Consider the following 24,248-nt stretch of genomic DNA (forward strand, 5'->3'; position numbering starts at 1 on the left):
TTCATGAGAGGAATTAGTTGAAACTTATAATTTTGCCGATATGATACCTTGCTTGCTAAGGTGCTGCTACTAACTTATAGAAGTATCTTAATTCAGTTTAGTAATATTAATTATTCACCTTATAATTAAACATTCATCTTATAGAAAGTATGCAGCCTTTGTTAAAACAACACACTCATTCATCTAATCCTGTAAATTCAGCCATTGAATTAACTTCTCACGTCATTAATTTTAATGACAAAGTGCTTGCTGTTGACATTTTTTCCTATTTATCTCATTTGCCTTGGGCAATTTGGTTAGACTCTTGTGATAATAGTCATGTTGATAGTCAGTTTGATATTTTAGTGTGGGATCCAGCAGTTACTTTATCAACCAAAAACAAAATAACTAAAATAGAGAACGTGGCTAATAACTCAATAATGACAAGTGCTAAAGATCCACTTTCCTTGGTTAACCAAGCTATTGAAGAAACCTTTTCAAATATTAACGTTTCAGCATCAATAAAATTTCCATTTAAAGGAGGCGCTGTCGGTTATTTTGCTTACGATTTAGGAAGAGAGTTTGAAATATTACCTGAGTTATGTGAACAAGATATTCACATCCCTGAAATGTCGGTAGGTATATATAACAAAGCGATAATTTTTGACAATAAAACACAAAATTTTCATTTACTTTGTTTAGAAAATGAAAGATCAGATATTGAAACAACTCTTTTTTCTCTGTTTAAAACAGCCAATCAAAACAAAAAATTAGAATTTACATTAGATTCTGATTGGTTATCAAATATGACCCAAACAGAGTACGCGCAAAAGTTTACTCAGGTACATGAATACTTATTAGCGGGGGATTGTTACCAAATAAATTTAGCACAACGTTTTTCAGCCAATTATTCTGGCGACGAATTTCAAGCATATAAAACACTGCGTGAAGAAAACAACGCTCCTTTTTCAGCTTTCATAAGACTTGAAGATGCGGCTATTTTAAGTATATCTCCTGAACGATTTTTACAACTTAACGACCAACAAGTTCAAAGTAAGCCAATAAAAGGTACACGACCAAGACATCACTTAGCTGAGCTTGATCAACAAGCCGCAGAAGAACTAAAAACTTCAGCAAAAGACAAAGCTGAAAACTTAATGATTGTTGACCTACTCCGTAACGATATCAGTAAAGTATGCGAAGCAGGATCCGTTGTTGTACCTAAGTTATTTGATATAGAAAGCTTTCCCGCTGTACACCATTTAGTTAGCACAGTTGAAGGAAAACTCTCTGCGCAATTTAACGCAACCGATTTATTACGAGGGGCTTTTCCTGGAGGATCAATTACTGGAGCACCGAAAATTAGAGCAATGGAAATTATTGAAGAATTAGAACCCCATAGACGAAGCATATATTGCGGTTCTATCGGTTATATTTCGGCATGCGGCAATATGGATACCAGCATAACGATTAGAACCTTAATCTGTGAAAGCAACAAAATACATTGCTGGGCAGGTGGCGGGTTAGTTGCAGATTCGGTTCTCGCTGATGAATACCAAGAAACCTTCGATAAAGTAAATAAAATCATACCTGTACTTAAAGGTAAATTTTTACATTCAAAGACTTAATAATTAACATACTACTTTTGAATTAGATTGTTATCCAAACTTAAGTTAAGCTAAAAGTATTTATAAATAACACCTTTTTAATTGAGCCTTTAATGACAAAAGACGAATTTTTACTGAAATATTCATTAAATAAACGCTCTGATTCTTTACATAAATACCAGCATCATAAGCCGCTGAAAGAAGCTGCTGTACTTATTCCTCTTGTTGACGATGGTGATCAGTTAAACGTCGTGCTAACTAAACGCTCACTAAATTTAAGGCATCATGCAGGTCAAATTAGCTTTCCCGGTGGCAAAGTTGAAAAAACAGATACTAACTTAATAGATACCGCGTCACGAGAAACCTTCGAAGAAATAGGCGTTCCTCCTGAGTTCATTAATATTGTAGGAAGCTTACATTCTTATCAGGTAATTTCAGGTTTTATTGTAACGCCATATATTGCTTTTATTCCTAACGGTTATGAATTCATTAAAGATACCAATGAGGTCAGTGAGATATTTCAAGTACCGCTAAAGTATTTTTTAGATACATCAAACCATATAGCCATTAATGTGCAGCGTAAAGGCTTTTCACATCATGTACATTTTATGCCTTACAAACAGCACAACATATGGGGGGCAACCGCTTCAATGCTAAAAGATTTAGCGATTCATCTTAGTTAATCCCTTCATTTACTACCTTTATTCAACTCCTTTCTAAAGTTAAAAACATCTATTCATATAAAATTTACAAATGATCATATTTTTGTTGTTATAAATAATCGTTTTCATATACCATTACAAAATAATATTTCACCAAAACAAAAACAAACAAACTTAAATTCGGTATTTTATCATGATTAGTGTATTTGATATGTTTTCGATCGGCATTGGCCCTTCTAGCTCTCATACTGTTGGACCTATGAAAGCGGCCCATTTATTTGTTCAGCATTTAAATAAAAATGAACAAATTAATAAAGTAAGCCGAGTAAAATGTGAGCTATTCGGCTCATTAGGACAAACAGGCATAGGTCATGGAACAGGTAAAGCCGTTATTTTAGGTTTATGTGGCGAACAGCCTGATACTATTCCTGTTGACTCTATAGAAGAGATCCTTCATAGCGTTGTTGAAACTCAAACGCTTTTGTTAAATAAAACACATACGGTTTCTTTCCCTAAAGATAATGCAATTATCTATCACCGTAGAAAAACCTTAAGTGCTCATTCAAACGGGATGACTTTATTTGCATACGATGAAAATAATACCCTGATATTAGAAGAAACCTATTTTTCTATTGGTGGTGGTTTCATTGTGCAAGACTGCGATTTTGAAAAGGAAAAAGATAAGGCACTTTCATTACATAGTAATATTAAGCGCCCTCATTTATTTTCTAACGCGACTGAATTATTCAAAGAAGCAGCGGATAAACATCTAAACATAAGCACCATTATGATGAATAACGAAAAATGCTTAAATGATGAAAAAATTGTAAGAAGTAAATTATTAGAAATATGGCAAGCAATGCAAGATTGTGTTGCTAGAGGCATAAAAACAGAAGGCATATTACCCGGTGGCTTAAAAGTTACTCGAAGAGCTCCTGCTTTGTATAGAACACTCTCAGTAGAAAAAAATAATGATCCGTTAGTTACTATGGATTGGGTGAATTTATTTGCCTTAGCTGTAAATGAAGAAAATGCTGCAGGTAGTCGCGTTGTAACAGCACCAACCAATGGCGCAGCAGGAATTATTCCTGCCGTTTTATGTTACTACAATAAATTTGTAAATCCTGTAAGCGACGATGACTGCATAAAATATTTACTAACTGCAGCAGCTATCGGTATTTTATATAAAACCAACGCTTCAATCTCGGGGGCTGAGGTAGGTTGCCAAGGTGAAGTCGGTGTGGCTTGCTCCATGGCTGCAGGTGCTTTAACTGAAATTATGGGAGGAACACCGAGCCAAGTCGAAAATGCTGCAGAAATAGGCATGGAGCATAACCTAGGACTCACCTGCGATCCTGTAGGCGGCTTAGTTCAAGTACCTTGTATTGAACGCAATGCAATGGGTGCAATAAAAGCCATTAATGCATCTAGATTAGCATTACGAGGTTCAGGTACTCAAAAAGTTACTTTAGACAAGGTAATAAAAACCATGTGGGAAACAGGTAACGACATGAAAACCAAATACAAAGAAACCTCTCGTGGTGGTTTAGCTGTTAATATTACTGAATGTTAGAAAACAAAAAGGAAGATAGTGCTTCCTTTTCAATATACTAAAGAACAGTTAACCGTACTAACGCGTAGGTAATTCAATATTAGAAAACAACTCATCTATATCATTATTATTTTTTAATAATACTGCACGAGTGACTAAGTCACGATTTAAGTGAGGGGCAAAACGTTCAATAAAATCAAACATATAACCTCTTAAAAAGGTTCCTCTTCTAAAACCTATTTTAGTTGTACTGGCTTTAAATAAGTGGCTTGCATCAATTGCCACTAGATCACCATCGACTTTAGGATCTAAAGCCATAGAAGCAATAACACCGATACCAACCCCCATGCGTACATAAGTTTTAATGACGTCTGCATCAGTCGCAGTAAAGGCTATTTTAGGTTCACACCCTGCATTTGAAAAAGCCTTATCGAGCTCTGAACGCCCAGTAAAACCGAAAACATAAGTAACCAAAGAGTATTTAGCAATATCTTGAATAGTGATATCACGTTTTTTAGCTAATGGGTGATCAGCTTTAACAATAATACTTCGATTCCAGTGGTAACAAGGCAGCATAATTAAATCGTTATATAAATGTAACGACTCGGTCGCAATAGCAAAATCAGTATCCCCTTTTGAAGCCGACTCACTAATTTGTGCAGGAGTTCCTTGATACATATGTAATGAGACTTTATCGTAACGCTTCATAAAGCCTTTAATGACTTCAGGTAATGCATAACGCGCTTGTGTATGTGTTGTTGCTATGCGTAACTTACCTTCGTCTGGTTGAGTATGCTCACGAGCAACCGCTTTAATAGCTTCAACTTTAGATAATATTTCTGTCGCAATATTGATTACTTCATTACCTGCAGGAGTTACATGCGTTAAATGTTTGCCACTACGACCAAAAATTTGAATGCCTAATTCATCTTCAAGCATTCTAACTTGTTTACTAATACCTGGTTGAGAGGTGAACAAACTTTCCGCCGTAGCAGAAACATTAAGATTATTGTTGAGTACTTCAACGATGTAGCGGAGTTGTTGTAATTTCATAAAAAGCAGCTATATATTTTTCTTATTCCAAAAATATATACTTAATTTAAGATTTATTCCATATTAAATTTTAAATTAGCCATTTTTTATTCAAAAAGTACATAATTTATACCAAATATTAAAAAGTAAACGTAAGTTATGACTTAATTGTTAATTTTGTTAATTTAATTTGCATACTCATTAACGTACTCACAACAAAAAAAACACCTTTAAACACGCTTAAAATAAGTTAAAAAAATTTAACACTATGAAGAGCTACACATTTTTTGTAGACTCATTAAGAATCTTTTCAAATAACCTCTAATCAAATAACATTGAGTAAAAAATATGATTATTATTATCATCGGATTGATAGTTTTATTGGTGATTGGCGTAGTTGTCGTAAATGCTATGCAGCAACATAAGGCAAAACAAGAACAAGAAAGACGTGCGCAATCAGCTAAATATAAAGCTATTATTGATGAGTCAGAAGAACTTATTGTTAATTTAAATAACTTACCACCGAGCCCAGTACTGATTGAAATTCTGAACCGAAGAAGTTTAAACGCTGCAAAAGCCATGCGACAACTTACTCCTGCTTCAAAACATGTAAAACAAAAAGTACAAGAATTAGAAGCCGCTTTAGAATCTTCAAAAAATGCATCATCAAATCAATCAGCTGATGAAACATTTATTTTGCCCGATAATGAACAACAACTCGTGAGTATATTACAAACCATTAAAAAATTGAGAGCTATGCTCAAATCTGAACAATCTAAAGGCGCATTAGATGCTCAATCATATGGTCAACAAGATCTACGTCTTGATGCTATGCAACTAAAAATTGGTGTTGAAAGTATCATAAGTAGAGGACAAAAAGCTTACTCAAAAGAAATGTTAGGTTCTGCTCGCCAGTATTTTGAAAAGGCGTTACAAACGTTAATGAGCCATCCTCATCAGTCTGAATATACTAGAGTAAAACGTAGTGAAATTGAATCGCAACTTGAAGATATTACAGACGCACTTAAAACAACCAATGCTAAAGATGCAGCGAAAAAAGCAAAAGATGAAGAAAACGATTTAGACATGCTATTTCAACCTAAGAAGAAATGGTAATCTATTGATCAATAATCAATAAAAGCCAGCACTACGCTGGCTTTTTTCATCAAAATATACAGATAATTTACTGTGCCAAAACAATTTAAAATAACCCTATCTTCCTTTTTAAGAAGAGTAATCAAAGCCTATGCTTTAAAAGCTGAAATGAGAGCTATAGGCTGTACTTTACAACGTAAAGGTAGATCTAGACATTGGATATTATCAGCAACCTTTGAACAGCTAGAACAAGTTGTTAACTATATACGTACTACCGAAGAGCCGAGCTGGCAATGGGTAGCCAAACATATAACTGAGCAGAAAAACAACTTAACTCACCAAGAACTATTAAACATAGCAAGAAAGCAACCTGGTATTTCAATAAACCAGTTAATGGCAAAAACAGACTGTACAATTGCCGAAGCCCGTACTGTAATTGATGAATTAGAAGAGTTTTAGTTAAAGCTTGGCTTAAACAGATAAAACTATACGCCTAAAGCATTAGCCCTATACATGAATACTATTTATGTTAAATTATAGTCTCTATTCTACCTTAGGCTAAACAATGGCACTTAAAATCCCCCCTCTTCATTTACTCACTATTTTTGAAGCTGCGGCTCGTTTAGAGAGCTTTAAATTAGCCAGTGAAGAGTTATTTATTACCCCATCAGCTGTTAGCCATCAAATTAAGTCGCTTGAAGAACATTTCGGTTTTGAACTATTTCAACGAAAAAGTCGTGGAGTTACAGTAAATAGCGCCGGAAAAATGTATTTACATTATATTCAACAAGGTTTGACAGCATTTGAACAAGGCACAAAAAAAGTCAAGCATCGTTACTCTTCACCAAGTTTGAAAATATCTTGTTTTAGTACTTTAGCAAGTAATATTATTATTCCACAGATGGGAGCTTTCCAAGAAGCACACCCTGACATTGATATTCGTATTGAAACAGGTAATCACGTAGCTGATTTAAGGTACGATGATATTGATTTGGCGATTAGAATAGGTGCTGGCAAATGGCCTAATGTTATATCCACTAAAATAACGGATATTGAAATTGCTGCCGTTGCATCTAAAACCTTTGTTAAAAAATACAAGTTAAGCCAATTAGAAGATGTCAGCAACGCACCGTTAATAGATATAACCATGATGGAAGATATATGGAAAGCTTGGTCAAATACAGTCCAACTGCACGACATCCCCCTTAAACGCTCTATTACTTTCAGTGATTACGACTCGTCTATTAGCGCCGCAATACAAGGCTTAGGTTTAGCGCTTGCTATGTTTCCTATGGAGAAAATAAACGAAGATAATGGTTTGCTCGTACGTCCTTTTAACGAAAACATTACCTATCCAGAATCGGTTTATGCCGTTTATCGAGACGAAGATGAAAACCGCCATGATATTCAATGCTTCTTAAACTGGCTAAGAAAATCCCCTACTCTCAATAACAGACCATTTAGATGAATGACATTCATCTAAATGGTGAATATTATCCTTTTGTTTTAACTGGCCAGCCTCTTTACACTCAACAACATAGAAACTTAACAATCTTTCAAAACTTTAAAATATTACCCGTGATTATTTTAATCTCAATCTTAGGTTTTGGATAAACTATGGAGTTACCATGCTAAAAATTATTTTCATCATTTTATATCGTATCTTAGTGTGTTTGGTTATTGCCTTACCTATTATTATTAATTATTTAGTTGATGACAGTATTGTTACGTCGTTTATTTATATTCCACTGTTGTGCTTATTTTTAGCCTTTATTGCCATTTATCTCGATGAAAAAATACTTAACGCTTTAAATGCTATCAAGTTAACGTCTGCTACCAACAAAAAGAATACGGATTTAAACAATAAAACAGAGGAAGATACTCGATCTGTGTCTCCTTTGTACTAGGGACTTTTGTTTGATTTAAAAATAAAAAAACACTGTTATTACCTAAAAAATCAATACATAAAACGCAATTATTAGCGAATTTAAAAACATAAAAAAACCGTATTTTTACAGCATAAAAATACGGTTTTCCATTTTATTTATAATATACATTATTACTGAAATTTAGCGCGGTATACATCCTCTAATTCATCGTAATAAGAACCTTTCGGCTTAGGTAAATAACTTGGCCATTCAAGTGGCGGATATATTTTATCGCCTGGTTTATTATAGGTTCGAGGATGTTTTTTACGGTAGTTGTTGCATGCTTGGCTAACGCAAGACTTACCCCATAAATCTAAAGTTTCTTTAATGGCTGTTTCACTTTCAGGATATTGACCTTTATCATCTGTTTGTTTGATCCAATTCATTAAAATTTCACGATGCTTAATTAGCTCTTTGCTATAAGCTTTATTAGACGCTAAGTTATTTATTTGATGTGGATCTTTTTTCAGGTCGTAAAGCTCTTCAGCGGGTTTTGTAGGAGCATAATAACGTCTTTGTACTTCGTTAAGTTTACCTTGTTCAAACAGTGCTCTACCTTCAATACTAAAGTCTATTTTATCTCTGTACTGAGGTTGAGAACGTGGTATTTCAGGGTGAAAGTTTTTAATGTAGCGATAGTTTTCAGTACGTACAGTTCGGCCACGGTCAAAGGTAAAATCCATTCTATCTTTTGCTGAAATAACGAAATCCCTTCCTTTAAAACTATCAGCAAAAAGGTTTTTCCCATCGTAATAATCAGGTATTTCTATTCCAGCCAACGCCAAACTTGTTGCTGGAATATCTAAACCACTGATCAACTCGTTACGAACAGCACCTTTTTGGCGAAGTAACTTATTACCTGCAGGCCAATTTACAATAAAAGGAACTTTTACGCTGTCTTCATAAAGCGCTTGCTTATGTCGTAATAGCTCCATACCGTGATCTGAAAACCAAAAGATAATGGTATTGTCTAAAATACCGTTGGCTTCTAAATTAACAAGAATATCTTTTAGTTCGATATCCGACATTACTTGAGTTTGATAATGCTTCGCCCATGATTTTCTGTAACCTGGAGTATCAGGATAGTAAGGCGGTAAAGTTATATCGATTGATTTTACTGGAGGGATATCAGCATTAAACTTATGGTGCTTTCCCCCTTTCAACTGAATTTGTCCGAAAAACGGTTGGTTGCTTAAATCATGTGCCCAGTTAAATTTTTCACCATCATGAGCGCCTTGAAACCCTACTTTACCTTTATGAGCGTTGTAAATTTTGCTTCTATCGTACTTAAAGTTATAGTCATCTTTGCCGATATTAAAGGTCTTGTACCCCGCATCAATAAATAGCTCAGGAACAGTTTTATATCCTTTAGGTAGGAAAATACCGTTATACGAACTACGGTTTGAGCGATGCTCGTGTACACCTAAGGTGGTTTGATATTTACCGGTAACAAGTGCAGAACGTGTTGCCGAACAAACGGGAGCAGGTTGCATTGTATTATTAAAACGAACACCTGTATCGGCAAAGTTTTTAATTGTAGGCGTATCTACAGTAAAATCACCATAGGCATTGTTCCAATTATTTTGATCTTCAATGTAAATCCATAAAATATTAGGGCGCTTCTTTAATTGTGTATTTTCTTTATCACTTTGTTCAATAGCTCCCGCAGTTAAAACACTTAAAGACATAATCAATGTGGTAATAACATTGAATACTTTTAACCTTTTACACATAAATACTCCATCAATGCGCCTATATTATAAATAAAATCATAGGCACATGGTTTATCGTTAAATTTTAAAGCTGAAACTATTTCGCTATTACTGAAATAGGTGCAGAAGCTAAATTAGCAGATTTAGCCGATATTTTTATGTTACCCGCCTGGCCTTTTTTACTTTTTACAATAAGCATAGCTTTGCCATAAAATGCGTGGCGTTTATTGCCAATAAAAGACTCTACTGTTGCTGAATCACCGTTACCTACAGCAACAATTTCACCAGCACCTTCTACAGTAAACTCAATTAAGTTATTAGCGTTAGGTACTAAGTTACCCTTTTTATCTTTAATAAGTGCACTTACGTAAACTAAGTCTGTACCGTCAGCATTTATTTCAACTCGGTCTGGTGTTAGTTCAACATTTGTAGCTTTTCCTGCGGTAAAGATTTGTTTTTCAGCAACAACTTTACCTTGATTATAAGCCACCACTTTAATGTCGCCTGGGGTATATTTAACATCCCAACTTAAGCGGTAAGGAGTTTCAAAAGTAGTTAAGCTTTTGTCTAGCTTAAGTTTAACGGGTAAAGATACTTTGTCTTTACCTTTTACTTTTTTACCATATGATTTACCGTTTACAAAAAGCTCTGCTTCTTCTGCATTGGTATAAACAAATACAGGTAACGTTTCACCTAACTTATTATCCCAATTCCAATGAGGTAACACATGCACCATAGGTTTTTTAGTCCATTGGCTTTGGTATAAATAAAATCTGTCTTTAGGGAAACCCACTAAATCAACCGCACCAAAAGATGAACTACGTGCCGGCCAGTCTTGATTCCAATAGGCTTTGTTACTATGGTCGCGACCTCCATAAGGAGTTGGTTCACCAAGGTAATCGAATCCCGTCCAAATATACTCGCCCATAACACGCGGGTTATCTTTTAAATGTGCAAATTCAATATCAGGAATATACGCCCAAGGAGGGGTAATAATGTCGTAGCTGGTTACATACTTTGACGGGTGCTTGCGATATTTTTCTAATGGAAAATGATAAACACCTCGTGTACTTACAACTGAAGAGGTTTCAGTACCAAGCAATAACCAATCAGGATGAGCACCTAAAATTTCTTTATATTTTGGTGCTTTATAATTTAAACCTACAATATCAATCTCGTCAGCAAGCTTATTATCTAAAAAGTCAGGATACATACTCAATCCATTAGTGACTAAGCGAGATGGATCTTCATCATGAGCTATTTCAGTTAGTTTTCGTGTTAACTTCCAACCGTCTTTTTCTTTTTGTTCGTGAACTTCGTTTCCCGTACTCCACATGATCACAGACGGATTGTTTCTATTTTGTTTGATCATGTCGCGTAAATCACGCTCATGCCATTCATCAAAGTTAAGGTGGTATCCATTATCAATGGTAGGTTTTTGTATTTGCCACATATCAAATGACTCAATTTGTAGCAATATCCCCATTTTATCCGCTAGTTCGACTAACTCTGGCGATGGAGGGTTATGCGTAGTTCTTACTGAATTAGCCCCCATTTGCTGCATAATCTCAAACTTACGCTCAATAGCACGAGTGTAAACGGCTGCACCTAATGGGCCATTATCATGATGCAGTGAAACACCTTGTATTTGTACTCGTCTACCATTTAACCAAAAACCATCTTCCGGTTTAAACTCAATGGTTCTAACACCTAATGGAGTTTTATATGTATCAACAACTCGACTATTTTGTATAACAATTGTTTCTATTTCGTAGCGATAAGGGTTATCTATATCCCATAAAATAGGGTTTGAAAGTGTAATTTCTTGTTTAACTTTTTCTACAGACTCTGCTGCTACATTAACTTTACTAACAGATGATGAAACCACTTTACCTTCGGCATTTTTAATTTTTGTATTAACCGTAATATTTGCAGCTTTAGCATGATTTTTTATATCGGTTTCAAGTAATACCGTTGCTTTTTTCTTGGTTATTTTAGGGGTTGTTACATAAGTCCCCCACTTTTCAACATGCACAGGGTTATTAATTTCTAACCACGTATTTCGATAAATACCAGCACCAGCATACCAACGTGCAGAGTAATTTTTAGGAGCTAACTTAACCGAAATAACATTCTCGCTACCTGCTTTGTTCAAAAAAGGCGTTATATCTAATTCAAAAGCAATGTAACCAAAAGGTCTGCCCCCAGCATATTTTCCGTTAACATAAACTTCTGAGTTATCCATAGCACCATCAAAAGTTACCGAAACAATTTTACCTTTACTCGACGGAGGTAGCGTAAAATGCTTACGATACCAAGCAGTACCAAAAACAGGCAAACCGCCGTTTCTTGCATTATATTTTTTATCAAAAGGCCCTTCAATAGACCAATCGTGGGGTAATTTAAGCTTTCGCCATGCCGTATCATTAAAGGTAATTGATTGTGCATTTTTTAAATCACCTTTACTGAATAGCCAACCTTCATTAAAGCTCGTTTTTGTACCTACATCGTTACTTTGTGTTGCATTTACTTGATGTGTAAACCCAAACAAAAATAAGTATGCAGAGAAAAGTGTTACTAAATTAATTTTTTTCAATTGCCCAATCTCTAAACGTGTAATGTTAATAAGTTATTTATGATACCACCCAAATAGGGATAACGTTATCCCTATTTGGGTGTAAAATACAAACCTATAGGCAAAGTGTCAAGTTAGATTACGATAATTATGAAGGAATAAAGGAATTGCTATTATTGATTAATGACTCATTTAGAATCGAAAAATTAAGCAATTAATCAACAGGAGTAATAGCTATATTGAATTCAGGTTACCGAGATATTTTTAATACTGAATCACGTTTTACTAAAGTAGGCATAAACAAATGAGTATCTTTAATTTCAGTAGGGTTACGCGCGGTATGCTGTAAAGAAAGTTTAGTCGCGTACTCTGCCATTTCTACTATGGGATATCTAATAGTCGTTAACTGAGGTCTACAATTTTCAGCTACATTTAAATCATCAAAGCCCATAACTGAAATATCTTCCGGCACTCTTTTACCACAATCTAATAAGGCATTAATAAGTCCTAATGCTATTTCATCATTATAAGCAATAATAGCCGTAACTTTTTCGCCATTATTTAATAAATGATGAATAGCATCTTTACAAAAAAGCGCTTGCCCTTTTCCGGGAGTTTTCTCAGTTGAAAAAATAATATTGGCTGGAGCAATAGAAACACCTTTTTCTTTAAAAAACTGCTTAGCCCCCTCTATTCTATCGGCTTGGTCTTTATTGCCTGTGTCAAAACTTACTACCGCAATATCTCGATGTCCTTGTTCGTACAAATACTCAGCCGAAATTCTACTTCCTGCTATGTTATCTAACCACACACATCGATTAGCTAACGCTTTAATATAACGATTAATAAATATTAAACCGGGAATTTCTTTTGCTAATTGAATAAAGGTTTCCTCATCACCAAACTTACTGCTAACAATAATATTTTCGCAGCCATGCTCTCTAAACGAATTAATAGCATCAAGTTCTATCAGCGCATCGTTTTGAGAGTTTCTCATCATTACTTGAAATTTATAAGTACGCGCAGCCTTCTCGGCGCCATGAGCAATACTACCAAAAAACGGTCGGTATAAATCGGGCGTTACAATTCCCACTAATTCAGACTTTCTACTCACTAACGCCCTAGCATTTGAATTAGGACGATAGCCCATTTCATCAAGTATTTTCTGAACTTCAGCACGACATTTTTTTCCTACTTTACCATCGCCTCGCACAACACGAGAAACAGTAGAAGGAGAGACGCCAGCAACTCGAGCAACGTCTTTAATAGTAATCATGGTTTTCCTTATTATTTGCTACTACAACTAAATATTATTAATGATATATTTATGTTTTTTATATCATTAATAATATGAATTCTATCTATTTTAATCGTTAATTCTATTAAAGGCTTGTTATTTTTTTAAGGTGATTTTTCTAAAATTTGTACTTGCCCCTATTCAAGGCGTTTAAAAAATCCATAAAGGAACTGCCCCCCACATCTTTAATGCTTACGGGGATAGCTATTAATTATTCTGCGAGACGAGTGACTACAGCCACTTTACTGTGCAGTGTTTTATGCACTGGACATTTATCAGCAATCTCTAAAAATCGTGCAGTTTCTTGCTCATTTAAGCTTCCAACAAAACTAATATTACGCACAATAGCTTCTATTCCACTTTGTTGTTCGCAATTTTCACAGTCTTCCTGATAATTACGGGTATGTGTTAACTCAACTTTAATATGATCTACGGGGAGATTTTTACGCTGAGCATACATTCTTAATGTCATTGATGTACACGCACCTAAACCAGCGAGTAAATGATCGTAAGGATCTGGGCCTGAATTTTTACCTCCAACTTTAACGGGCTCATCTGCCAACCAATAATGGCTTGCGGTACTCACATGTTGAGCAAACTTGTGATCTTTTTCTTCAACTAACACATGCCCTTGAGCAACAGTGCTTTGATACGTTTTAGTATCGCTTGGTACATATCTACTTGCCCAAGCGGCAATAACTTCTGCGGCGTATTCAGAATCCTTCTTATTACTTAGTAGATGATCGGCATTATCTAAACTAACAAAGCTTTTAGGATGAAGTGCCGCTTGGTAAATTTTTTCAGCTTCTGAAATATTAACCGTGCTATCAACAGGTGAATGCATAACGAGTAGTGCTTTTTTTAGCTTACTAATATGGCTATTTCCGTAACTGTTAATATCGTCTAAAAACTGTTTTTGTATTTTAAAATTACGACCTGCAAGGCTAACTTCAGCTTCTCCATTTGCTTCAATATCATCAATATGAGCAGCAAAATTATGTGCGACATGCGCCGCATCTGACGGAGAACCAATAGTGACTACAGCAACAGACTCTTTCACTTTTTCAGCGACACCTAATACTGCAGCACCACCTAAACTATGACCAATAAGTAATTTTGGTGCGCTATATTCCTTTCGTAAAAAATCAGCAGCAGCCACTAAATCTTGAATATTTGAAGAAAAATTAGTGTTGGCGAAGTCGCCGTCACTATTACCTAAGCCAGTAAAGTCAAAACGTAACACGGCAATGCCTTTAGCGGTTAATGCTCTACTGATACGAGATGCAGCGGCAACGTCTTTACCGCATGTAAAACAATGAGCAAACAATGCATAAAATTTAATATTCGTTTCAGGTGTTTCTAGTAGCCCACTAAGCTTGTGATCTCCACTGGTAAACTCTACTTTTTGGCGCATTAGTTATTCCTATTATTGGTAGTTTTTATTATCTAATCTGAACTCGATTTCGATATTTTTAACTTATGATCTAAGTTAATAGCTTTTCTTATTTCAATGAAAATTTCGGGTCAATAGCTAAAGAAACATTTATTAAACCGAGAGCTGGTTATCTAAACAGGTAAATAAAGCAAAATCTAGTTTTTACAGTATTAACATCAATAGAAGAGAGGTTATAGATAAAAAACATTTCATTATTCTTTATGAGAAACCTTTAACCATTAGGTATAAATTCTGTTAGCTAATAAAAAACATAAATAAAAATGAAAGGCGTGATTATTTAAGAAAGTGTAGAGGTTTATTTAAACTCCACAAAAAGATTAGCGGTTAATCTGCCTGTTGCAGGATCGCCATTAATATCAGTAACCGTATTCACTAAGGTTGAATGCAGTAATTGCCCCGGAAAAATAATTAAGCGATTTGGTTTGTAGGCTATTTTTTTATAACAAGTAAATTCACTGTGCTGTTCACCGCAGTAGTGAAAAGTATTTGTATTTAATGAATTAAAATAGTCGTCGGCACATCGATAAAAGTAATCTTTCGTACTGGCATCTATACGTTCTAAGCCACTTTTATTATTTTTGAAAAATCCAGTTCCACCGTGGTCGCCTTTGTTTAAATAATGAATAACAGCAATAAGGTTAGGATTAGGTGTATCAAAATGCGGCCACGATTGCATGGCCGAAATTTCATGAGGTTGCTTTGTTATAAGTGAAAAGTAATTGTCTTTGGGGGTGGGCTGTAAATGATTTGAAAGTTTATATACACGATATAATACTTCCATTAATGGCTTTAAATAGCCCACTACAAGCGCTTTGGGAATTACCGAACGAATGCCTGGATAATTGGTTATTTCATCAGGTTTAAATTGCCCGTTTCCAACAACACTGTCTGCTAATTCATCAAGGTTTTCCGCATAATTATCAATAATGATAACAGGCGTTTTATCTTGTCCTATGTATTCAACATTAAGCGTTGCATGGCGATTGATCTTAATCACAATAATTACATGACACTTGATTGGCAGTAGTTTTTAATAAATTCGTTATGATCCGGAAAACTGTTTACACGACGTTCAATTGTCATTTTTATATTGTCTAAAAAACCTTTTAATTCAGCATCTGACATCATGTCGACGATTTGATGATAATACTTAGGCATTAGGCCTTGCCCTATCATCACTTGGATCCAAGAAGTTTCACCAAACAATTCACGTTCTGTTCTATAAGCATTACCGTTTTCTATAAAAAAGTTAATACGCTGCTGTAAGCTTTCAGGTATTTCCATATTTTTGCAGTAACGCCAAAATGCACTATCCGTACGTTGTGTTACATGATAATGCAACACAATAAAATCTCTAATGTTATCTATTTCAAAACGCATTTTGTTATTAAAATCGTCAATATTTGCTTGCTCCATATTTTTTGAAGGCAAGTTTTGCATTAAGCGAATAATACTCTGTTGAATTAAGTGAATACTGGTTGATTCTAGTGGCTCAATAAACCCACTGGAAAGCCCTACAGCAACACAGTTTTTATTCCAATGTTTACGACGGGTTCCTGTTTTAAATTTGATAACACGCGGTTCATTAAGTAACTCGCCTTCTATATTATTAAGCAATAATTCTTTAGCGTCTTCGTCTGATAAATGCTTACTACAAAACACAACACCATTACCCATTCTATTTTGTAGCGGTATTTGCCATTGCCAACCTGCTTTATGAGCAATAGAACGAGTGTATGGTACAGTTTTATTATGTATTTTTGTTTGTACTGCAATAGCACTATCGCACGGTAACCAATGGCTCCAATCTTCGTAACCGGTATGTAAGGCTTGTTCAATCAACAATCCTTTAAAGCCAGTACAATCGATAAATAAATCGCCTTCAATTACCTTACTGTTATCTAATGCTATTGATTGAATAAAGCCGTTTGCTTCATTAACGTTAACTTGATTAATTTTACCTTCAACACGTTTAACGCCATACTCTTCAGCCATACCTCTTAAAAACTTAGCGTATAAGCCTGCATCAAGATGATAAGCATAATTACGATCTTGGTTAGGTATAACAGCAAATTTACCGCGTCTGCTTGCTACATGCTCAGGGCAATAATCACCAATTTCGCTAACGATGCCTTGCTGCTTTCCTTTAACCCAAAAATGTTGAAAACCTGCAGCCCAACAGCCCTGACCTAAATACCCAAAGGAATGAATGTAGTCTTGATTTACATCGCGCCAATTTTCAAAAGAAATACCTAATTTAAAAGTAGCGTTAGTCGCTTTCATTACATCGGATTCTTTGATTTTTAAGAGATCATGAAAAATATGCAATGACGGAATAGTCGCTTCACCTACACCAACCGTAGGAATAAGATCTGACTCAACTAAAGTAATGTTTAAATTTTTGCCTAGTAACTTTCCTAATGCTGCAGCTGCCATCCAACCTGCCGTACCACCGCCGGCAATAACCACATTTTTAATTGCTGATGAATTCATGATGTAATTCCTACTATGTTAATAGTGCTAAAAGTAAGAGCCTCTAAAAAGTGGCACTAACGTCTTAATTTGTTTTGTAAATTTGCCCTTAAGGCTCTAGCTTGTAATTCGTCTAACGGGCTATTAAGAATGCTCTTTGCACTGTTTGTAATATGATTAAAATTGTCTTTTTCATACTCAAAAACATAATGATCAAATAAATGTTTCCATGCATTACGCTGTGCTGTAGGCAAATCTCTAATACTTAATATTGCGTGATGAAGTGCATCGGTAGGGTTTCCCATATAATTGGGGCTTGTTCTCCACCAGTGGTTAAGTAATACGTTAAGATCGCCCAAACCTTCTACATAATGAAACCACATACTCGGTAGTACAATAGCATCGCCGGCTTCAAGCTCTGCAACCATAGCGTTATCGATAGCGTCTTTAAACTTAGGAAATTGCTCAAAGTCTGGTTGCTCAAAATCAACCAAACTAATAGGTTGACCACCCGGTGCTTTATCTAATGGCCCACAATAAAGATTTTTAATTTGCTCAGGAGGAAATAAGGTAAAACGCCTTTTACCCACCACACAACAAGCTAAGTTTTGTAAAAAGTCGAAATGTGCTGCAACCTTACTTTTATTACCTAACCATATGTTATAAATGGCGTTAGACAACAATGGCGATGCTAATGTTTCTTCAACAAGACTTGGTAATATTTGTTTAATACTGGTTGAACCAATATAAATCGTTTTAGGTTGTCTACTGGCAGCTTGTTCGAGTATTTCTGTTAATACGTCACTTAATATTTGCGGTTTAGTTTTAAAATTAAAGCCGCTCATATCATCATTATAAAAAATACGCCCTTGTTCTTTAGGTGCTAAATAGCAGGTATTTACAGCAACACCTCTTTCCATTTTTTTTAGGTATTCAACTGCTTGCTCGTTAGACTGCTGTGCTGCTTTAACAATAGGCCAACTACTCCCAAAACCTTTAAGAATTAAAGGTTCATCAGACGTTAATATCGCTTCGCTAATATTATTAGGGGTTACGTCAAAAAGCGTTTTTACTGTATTTTTTATAAATAACATAAGTCATTACTTAGATGTTATTTGGGCATTTTTTCGCGCGACTAAGTCATGAATATGCACTTGTGATGCTATCACCATATATATTGCTTGAAGAAATCCTGCATTGTGTAATCTTATTAACTTGTCTTGTGGGAGATTATTTAAATTATCTTCATTAATGGTATAAAAGCCCATTAACTGGTTTTTACTACCGTCATTTAATTCAATATCTAAAGTCACTGATTCCAATAACTCACAGGTAACCATCGCTTCGATGAAGTCATTATTTTCTTGTAAACCAAGGTGTAATGTTTCTAAAACATTCGCTATATGTTCTAAATAATCGCTGTTACCGCCATACTCCAAAAATAAATCGATACCTTGTTCTGTATTTACTTTAGGGGAATCTAAATCAATGGTAATAACTCGTTCTTCCTCAGTTACACCGTCTTTTACTACGTTTTGTTGCCCTATATAAAAAGGTAACCTTTGCATGGATAACGGTATATAGGTTGCATCCCACTTGCCTTCTTTCAAAAATAAGTTATCGTCATTTTGAAAACCAAACAAGGTTACTGGCATAAACTGCCCAGTGTTACTGTCTTTTTGAAACAAGATAGGATAATGGGCTTGAGCACTTCTAAACTCCATAGGGAACGTTTGTGCATACCACACGTTGTCGCCCATAACTGCTGAACGTTCAGCATTAATTTTTAAATTTTTATGTTCAATGTTATTTAGTAGTACATGGTTTGCCATGAGATTCCCCGTTATCGTGTTGTAATGCTTATTTTTAAGTTATTTATTATTTACGTATAAAACACCAAGTTAAATGCTTGTTAAACCATACTGTTTTATTTTATTAATAAGGTCTCTGTTAGACCCCATTGCTTTAACTAATTGCTGTCGTTTATTTTGTACATCAGCTAACAGTTGATGCATTAGTTGTGTGTTTTGATTATTTGGCCTTAATTGTTCTGTAGTAAAATTCATACCATACAAAATATACTGATAACTTGCCGCAGGAAACAAGGGGTTATTATGTGGAATATCGTATGAAGATGGTGGTTGAAACTTCCATAATTCCAACATGTCTTGTAAAGATTGAGGGATCGTTAACGGATCTTTATTATCAAGCCAATAACTAGAATCCGTTCGTTTAGATAACACATAATGCAACTTTAAAAACTCAATAATTTGCTGCCAATGCTGAGTAAATTTTTCATTAAAGCGTTTAGCTATTATTTCCATGGTGAGTTTAGTTGTTGGTAACTGTTCGCTGATCATTTGTGCCGCTTGTTCAACCATAGCTAACGCCGAAGCTTCTAATGGCTCAATAAAACCAGCCGACATACCTACTGCAACACAATTACGATGCCAAAACTTTTTATAATACCCCGGTTCAAAAGAGAGTTTTCTTATAGAAAGATCATCAAGATTTACACTGGTACCTGACTGTTTTATATAGTTCAGTAATTCTTGCTCAGCACTTTCATCGCTAATATGACGACTAGAAAACACATGTCCTACACCACGACGAGATTGTAAACCTATGTCCCAAATCCAACCGGCTGTTTGTGCGGTTGAAAGTGTACTTGAAGCAATTGTTGCTTCTGGAGTTTCATAGGGTATTTGAACCGCAAGCGCAGAGTCATTAAACAATACCGATTTTTTTGAACAAAACTCAATATTATAATGTTTACCTAACAAGAGTGATTGCGCCCCTGAACAATCAACAAATAAGTCCCCTTCAATAGCGCCTGCGGTGTCGGTACTTAAAGAAGAAATATCATCACATAGATCATTATTTATTTGGGTAATATGTGCTGAAATATACTGAACACCGAGTTTATTTAAACAGTGTTTTTTTAGTAGTTCAGCGAACTTACAGGCATTTAAATGATAACCATAATTAGCCACATAATCGTAAGCTTTATGAGTAATTTGTTTTGGCGCTAAATTTTGTTCACATAATATAGACTGAAAACAGACTTGCTGTGCAAAAGTTTGAGACGATGAAATTAACGAAGACTGTTCACCAATATAAGTACCTAAATTTAATTTATTGATACCACTAGGAAGAGAAAAAGGGTGAAAATATGATTGCTTACTAAGGTCTGTATCTGCTTTAGCACACGGGGCATTTTTCCAGTGGATAAACTTAGAGGCTTGCTTAAAACTCGCATCACAACAAGTAAATAAATCAGCTTCATTAATACCTATTGTTTTTAACGTTTCTCGCATTGAAGGCCAAGTACCTTCGCCTACCCCAATAGTAGGAACATTCGGAGACTCAATAACAGTAACCGATATAGAATTGTCTGATGAAGTAGAATTTGCCGATAAATGTTTAGCTGCGATCAGCCCAGCAGTAATCCACCCTGCCGTACCGCCACCAACAATAACTATTTTTTTTATTTCTGACTGCATATCTACCACTTAAACGATTCAAAAATGTAAAAACAAATTCTATGTATTATTACCTGAGTTACTTTTTACTTCTTTTAACTTTTCTGAAATCAGCGAATAAATAGGCTTAATATGAATTTAAAAGAAACAAAACACCTTAATGTTCATTTGACTATAACAAGTTAATTTTCCAATTACTAGTAACATTATGGAATACTTTTACTAATTTAACCGAAAAAAAAGCCACTATAAAAGTGGCTTTTGATTATGTTCAGCTTCAGTTAGAAGCTTAACTTACGAGCTTAGATTACATACTTCATTTACATATTGTAAATATTAGAAGTTATATCTAGCACCTAACGCGTAACGCGCACCCGTTTGTGTTAATTGATAAGTCAATTGACTTACACGGCCTACATTTTTAGTGTATTCGTCAGTAATGTTAATACCTTCAAAAAATACAGTTAACCCTTCAACAGATGGGATCTCGTAACTAATGTTGAAATCAAGTTGAGAATAAGCCTCTGTATAAATTGGAGCTGTTAAATCAGCATTTATACGACGCTCTGTTAAGTAGTTATCTCGCCAGTTATAAGCAATACGTGCTTGTAAGCCGTCACGGTCATAAAATGCAACAACGTTAGCAGTATCACTTAAACCAACTAAAGCTTCAGTATCGCTTAGAGAGTTATTATCGTAGGCAAGGTCTGTATCAACCATAGTGTAATTCAATATACCACCAAAACCTGACTCACCAAATAAGTGTTGAACATTAAACTCTAGACCGTCAATTGTGTATTCGTTATCACCATTAACAGGCACATTAAGCCCAAATGTTACCGTGTTATCGGTAAGAGGATCACCAACAATAGTACCACCATCTAACTCACCAAACTCATCAAATTTAGGCTGTACGTTTGGATCATCTGCATAGTTTTCGAATATATAAGTACGAATTTGTTGATTCGTTGATCCAGCGGGTAATGCTGCAACAGCAGCGTAAAATTTCTCACCATCTAAAGGATTAGGTAAGTTGTAAATTTGTGAATCTACGTTTGTAGTTGTTATCCAGTTAGTTACATCTTTTCTGAAGTAACCTAATGATACATAACTACCTTCTTCGTAATACCATTCAGCTGAAATATCAAAGTTAACTGACTCTAACGGTTTGAGTTCAGGGTTACCTGTACTTCCTGAATAACCACTTAAACTACCGCCCGTGTTAACTGATGTTCCACCTTGTAAGCTATTATAGCTTGCGCGAGAAATTGTTTTACTTAATGCTGTTCTTAGCGTGATATCGTCTGTTAAGTCTAAATTAATATTTAAAGTAGGTAAGACATAACTGTAATCAGCACTTTTAACTTGCGTTTCTATGCCTGTTACACCAGTAACGGCTGTTGAAGTTGCTTCACTCCAAATAACACTACTATAACCAGGGGCTGTTGCTCTAGAGTCTACTTTAGTTTTTTCATGACGAAGACCTAAGTAAGCACTAAATGGCATGTCGCCTAGTTCGCTTTCGTAATTAACTTGGAAGAAGAATGATGTTGTTTTTTCTTCAGTAAAGCGGTTGGTATCTGCATCAAAGTTAGATGATGGACAGAAATGACCTTCACCATTTGGTCCTGCTGAAGCACCTGCTGGAGCTAAACAATCGCCCCATAATGTATCAACGTTAGCTATCGGATCTGCAAATTCAGCAGCACGAACGATTTCATCAAAATCAGCAAAGAAAATACGATCGAATAAGTCATATTCTGACTGTGTCGCTGTACCATCAAAGTTGCCTGGTTTTTCTTGAAACTTATCTAAGATAGTATCTTCGCGCCAATCAATATCAGCGAAATCACCTTCAACACCTACCCCGCCCCAATCAGCACGTTGTACTTGGGTATGACGGTAGTGGTTATTTACGGTATTGACACCAGCACCAAAATCGATACTTAAATTGTCGTTAATAAAGTATTCACCGCTTAATTGTGTTTGGTTAACTTCAGAAGAATATTTATCGTTTGCAAACCAACTACCTGATAAACGCATAGTTTCAGGATTAAATGACTCAATATCACCTGTTGCTATACCGGGTAAACCGCCGGTTAAATCAACACCGGTACGAGTACGAGTGTATGAAGGTAATTGAATGTTGTTACCAGTACCGTGGCGTGGATCCGTAGCTCCCATTGAAGCTTCAGAGTCGTGATGATCTAATTCAAGTGTCAGCGCATCATTAACTTGCCACTCAATATTTAAACCAATTGAATCAGTTTTTTGCTCATTACCCCAAGAACCAACAGTTAATGAAGTATCTTTAAGATCAGCATCACTGTTAATAGTATAAATTTCAGAGTAAACAAGTGGATATGCATTAGGTTCACCAGCCCAAATTGATTCACTTCTATCACCAGCGTAGTTAAACCATACAGAAGCATCTGTATGCTGTGTTTCAACCGTGTTACGAATTAAAGTATAATCTAAAGTAGCCGTAACATTTTCTACAGGTCTGTATTGTAAAACTAATTGACCGTTAACACGTTCGCGTTGACGTTCTTCAAAAACATAACGAGGTTGTTGTGGGTTTGAATAAATACCACTTGTTGGTCTATTTTTACCACCAGCTTCACCAGCAGGTACACCGCCCCAACCTGTGTTTGTGTACTCGCTTCCTCTATAACCTTGAGAATCGGTAAATTGTTGCATACCGCTTTCACGTTCTTGATAGCTACCAGAAATAGAAACACCAAATGTATCATCAGCAAACGTAGTAGAGTAAATACCGCTTAACTCGGGTGTAGTACTACCTTCATCTGTTGATGAATCATTAACTAATTTAACGCCAATTGATGCTTTTGTTTCTTTATAATTTAGAGGTTTATGCGTTTGTAGATCAATTGTTGCACCTATACCACCAGAGGTAACCGCAGCATTTGAGGTCTTATAAACCGTTACTGCTGAAACACTTTCAGATGCTATATTAGCAAAATCAAATGTTCTGTTACCGGTCGTTGTTGGTAACTGACGACCGTTTAACGTAATTAAATTGTTTGCCGCGCCAAAACCACGCACAGTAACTTGGCTACCTTCACCGTTGTCACGGCTGATAGAAACCCCCGTAATACGCTGTAAAGATTCAGCTAAGTTAGTATCTGGAAATTTCCCCATATCTTCAGCAGAAATAGCATCAACAATACCTTCAGAACCACGTTTCAAATCCATAGCTCTGATTAAACCGCCACGTATACCTGAAACCGTAATAACTTCTACTTCTTTCGCTTCGCCTTCTTCTGCATAACCCATAGTTGGTAAGGTCATTGAGCCTAGCGCAGCTAAGATTGAGGTAGTTAATATCTTTTTATTAAACATTTGAGTCCCCTGATTTTTATATTTATTTTATTATTG

18 protein-coding genes are annotated in these 24,248 nt (G+C 35.4%); 7 read left to right on the forward strand and 11 right to left on the reverse strand.

Annotated elements, in window-relative coordinates:
• The first annotated feature begins 149 nt into the window (after positions 1 to 149).
• The 3 genes from pabB (at position 150) to B0X80_RS03810 (ending at position 3,821) form a co-directional block, all read left to right on the forward strand.
• Positions 150 to 1,607, forward strand: coding sequence for an aminodeoxychorismate synthase component I (gene pabB, locus B0X80_RS03800; protein ID WP_077338484.1), 1,458 nt, complete (start codon positions 150 to 152; stop codon positions 1,605 to 1,607).
• Positions 1,608 to 1,699: 92 nt separating this feature from the next.
• Positions 1,700 to 2,269, forward strand: a complete 570-nt coding sequence (locus B0X80_RS03805) for a CoA pyrophosphatase (protein WP_077338485.1) — start codon at positions 1,700 to 1,702, stop codon at positions 2,267 to 2,269.
• A 172-nt stretch (positions 2,270 to 2,441) separates the two neighbouring features.
• Positions 2,442 to 3,821 carry an L-serine ammonia-lyase gene (locus B0X80_RS03810; protein WP_077338486.1) on the forward strand — a complete coding sequence of 460 codons (1,380 nt, stop codon included), beginning with the start codon at positions 2,442 to 2,444 and terminating at the stop codon, positions 3,819 to 3,821.
• Positions 3,822 to 3,878: 57 nt separating this feature from the next.
• Here B0X80_RS03810 and cysB read toward each other — a convergent pair whose 3' ends face one another.
• The gene (gene cysB / locus B0X80_RS03815; protein WP_077338487.1) at positions 3,879 to 4,853 is read right to left on the reverse strand and encodes an HTH-type transcriptional regulator CysB; all 975 of its coding nucleotides are present in this window, start codon (positions 4,851 to 4,853) and stop codon (positions 3,879 to 3,881) included.
• Positions 4,854 to 5,180: 327 nt separating this feature from the next.
• Between cysB and B0X80_RS03820 the strand changes: the two genes are divergently transcribed.
• From B0X80_RS03820 to B0X80_RS03835, 4 genes are all read left to right on the forward strand, one after another.
• Positions 5,181 to 5,948 carry a hypothetical protein gene (locus B0X80_RS03820; RefSeq protein WP_077338488.1) on the forward strand — a complete coding sequence of 256 codons (768 nt, stop codon included), beginning with the start codon at positions 5,181 to 5,183 and terminating at the stop codon, positions 5,946 to 5,948.
• A 72-nt stretch (positions 5,949 to 6,020) separates the two neighbouring features.
• Positions 6,021 to 6,386: a ribosome recycling factor family protein gene (locus tag B0X80_RS03825; RefSeq protein WP_077338489.1), complete on the forward strand. Its 366-nt coding sequence runs from the start codon at positions 6,021 to 6,023 to the stop codon at positions 6,384 to 6,386.
• Positions 6,387 to 6,492: 106 nt separating this feature from the next.
• Positions 6,493 to 7,395, forward strand: a complete 903-nt coding sequence (locus B0X80_RS03830; RefSeq protein ID WP_077338490.1) for a LysR substrate-binding domain-containing protein — start codon at positions 6,493 to 6,495, stop codon at positions 7,393 to 7,395.
• Positions 7,396 to 7,555: 160 nt separating this feature from the next.
• Entirely contained in the window at positions 7,556 to 7,834 is a 279-nt protein-coding gene (locus tag B0X80_RS03835; protein ID WP_077338491.1) for a hypothetical protein, read from the forward strand.
• Positions 7,835 to 7,986: 152 nt separating this feature from the next.
• Here the strand turns inward: B0X80_RS03835 and B0X80_RS03840 are convergent, their stop codons facing one another.
• The 10 genes from B0X80_RS03840 to B0X80_RS03885 form a co-directional block, all read right to left on the reverse strand.
• Complete coding sequence (locus tag B0X80_RS03840) at positions 7,987 to 9,588, reverse strand: sulfatase family protein (RefSeq protein ID WP_077338492.1); 1,602 nt, start codon at positions 9,586 to 9,588, stop codon at positions 7,987 to 7,989.
• Positions 9,589 to 9,664: 76 nt separating this feature from the next.
• On the reverse strand, positions 9,665 to 12,163 hold the full coding sequence (locus B0X80_RS03845; RefSeq protein WP_245825385.1) for a glycoside hydrolase family 2 TIM barrel-domain containing protein: 2,499 nt from the start codon (positions 12,161 to 12,163) through the stop codon (positions 9,665 to 9,667).
• A gap of 229 nt (positions 12,164 to 12,392) precedes the next feature.
• The gene (locus B0X80_RS03850; RefSeq protein WP_077338493.1) at positions 12,393 to 13,418 is read right to left on the reverse strand and encodes a LacI family DNA-binding transcriptional regulator; all 1,026 of its coding nucleotides are present in this window, start codon (positions 13,416 to 13,418) and stop codon (positions 12,393 to 12,395) included.
• Positions 13,419 to 13,650: 232 nt separating this feature from the next.
• The gene (locus B0X80_RS03855) at positions 13,651 to 14,853 is read right to left on the reverse strand and encodes a bifunctional alpha/beta hydrolase/OsmC family protein (protein ID WP_077338494.1); all 1,203 of its coding nucleotides are present in this window, start codon (positions 14,851 to 14,853) and stop codon (positions 13,651 to 13,653) included.
• A 337-nt stretch (positions 14,854 to 15,190) separates the two neighbouring features.
• Complete coding sequence (locus tag B0X80_RS03860; RefSeq protein WP_077338495.1) at positions 15,191 to 15,892, reverse strand: DUF6445 family protein; 702 nt, start codon at positions 15,890 to 15,892, stop codon at positions 15,191 to 15,193.
• 5 nt (positions 15,893 to 15,897) lie between these two features.
• Positions 15,898 to 17,388, reverse strand: coding sequence for a tryptophan halogenase family protein (locus B0X80_RS03865; RefSeq protein WP_077338496.1), 1,491 nt, complete (start codon positions 17,386 to 17,388; stop codon positions 15,898 to 15,900).
• A 56-nt stretch (positions 17,389 to 17,444) separates the two neighbouring features.
• Entirely contained in the window at positions 17,445 to 18,461 is a 1,017-nt protein-coding gene (locus B0X80_RS03870) for a cupin-like domain-containing protein (protein WP_077338497.1), read from the reverse strand.
• 6 nt (positions 18,462 to 18,467) lie between these two features.
• Positions 18,468 to 19,199: a SapC family protein gene (locus B0X80_RS03875; RefSeq protein ID WP_077338498.1), complete on the reverse strand. Its 732-nt coding sequence runs from the start codon at positions 19,197 to 19,199 to the stop codon at positions 18,468 to 18,470.
• A 69-nt stretch (positions 19,200 to 19,268) separates the two neighbouring features.
• A complete protein-coding gene (locus B0X80_RS03880; RefSeq protein WP_077338499.1) occupies positions 19,269 to 20,870 on the reverse strand; it encodes a tryptophan halogenase family protein in 1,602 nt (533 codons plus the stop codon).
• A 315-nt stretch (positions 20,871 to 21,185) separates the two neighbouring features.
• Positions 21,186 to 24,212 (reverse strand): TonB-dependent receptor, encoded by a 3,027-nt coding sequence (locus tag B0X80_RS03885; RefSeq protein WP_077338500.1) that lies wholly within the window; start codon positions 24,210 to 24,212, stop codon positions 21,186 to 21,188.
• Between the last annotated feature and the right edge of the window lie 36 nt (positions 24,213 to 24,248).

Origin of the sequence: Pseudocolwellia agarivorans, from assembly GCF_002000085.1 — a bacterium.
In the GTDB taxonomy this organism is placed as follows: Bacteria; Pseudomonadota; Gammaproteobacteria; order Enterobacterales; family Alteromonadaceae; genus Pseudocolwellia; species Pseudocolwellia agarivorans.

Excerpts from the sequence above, each read along its gene's own strand:
- pabB (WP_077338484.1), top strand. The coding sequence starts at position 150 with ATGCAGCCTTTGTTAAAACAACACACTCATTCATCTAATCCTGTAAAT.
- B0X80_RS03805 (WP_077338485.1), top strand. The coding sequence starts at position 1,700 with ATGACAAAAGACGAATTTTTACTGAAATATTCATTAAATAAACGCTCT.
- B0X80_RS03810 (WP_077338486.1), top strand. The coding sequence starts at position 2,442 with ATGATTAGTGTATTTGATATGTTTTCGATCGGCATTGGCCCTTCTAGC.
- cysB (WP_077338487.1), bottom strand. The coding sequence starts at position 4,853 with ATGAAATTACAACAACTCCGCTACATCGTTGAAGTACTCAACAATAAT.
- B0X80_RS03820 (WP_077338488.1), top strand. The coding sequence starts at position 5,181 with ATGATTATTATTATCATCGGATTGATAGTTTTATTGGTGATTGGCGTA.
- B0X80_RS03830 (WP_077338490.1), top strand. The coding sequence starts at position 6,493 with ATGGCACTTAAAATCCCCCCTCTTCATTTACTCACTATTTTTGAAGCT.
- B0X80_RS03835 (WP_077338491.1), top strand. The coding sequence starts at position 7,556 with ATGCTAAAAATTATTTTCATCATTTTATATCGTATCTTAGTGTGTTTG.
- B0X80_RS03840 (WP_077338492.1), bottom strand. The coding sequence starts at position 9,588 with ATGTGTAAAAGGTTAAAAGTATTCAATGTTATTACCACATTGATTATG.
- B0X80_RS03850 (WP_077338493.1), bottom strand. The coding sequence starts at position 13,418 with ATGATTACTATTAAAGACGTTGCTCGAGTTGCTGGCGTCTCTCCTTCT.
- B0X80_RS03855 (WP_077338494.1), bottom strand. The coding sequence starts at position 14,853 with ATGCGCCAAAAAGTAGAGTTTACCAGTGGAGATCACAAGCTTAGTGGG.
- B0X80_RS03865 (WP_077338496.1), bottom strand. The coding sequence starts at position 17,388 with ATGAATTCATCAGCAATTAAAAATGTGGTTATTGCCGGCGGTGGTACG.
- B0X80_RS03870 (WP_077338497.1), bottom strand. The coding sequence starts at position 18,461 with ATGTTATTTATAAAAAATACAGTAAAAACGCTTTTTGACGTAACCCCT.
- B0X80_RS03875 (WP_077338498.1), bottom strand. The coding sequence starts at position 19,199 with ATGGCAAACCATGTACTACTAAATAACATTGAACATAAAAATTTAAAA.
- B0X80_RS03880 (WP_077338499.1), bottom strand. The coding sequence starts at position 20,870 with ATGCAGTCAGAAATAAAAAAAATAGTTATTGTTGGTGGCGGTACGGCA.
- B0X80_RS03885 (WP_077338500.1), bottom strand. The coding sequence starts at position 24,212 with ATGTTTAATAAAAAGATATTAACTACCTCAATCTTAGCTGCGCTAGGC.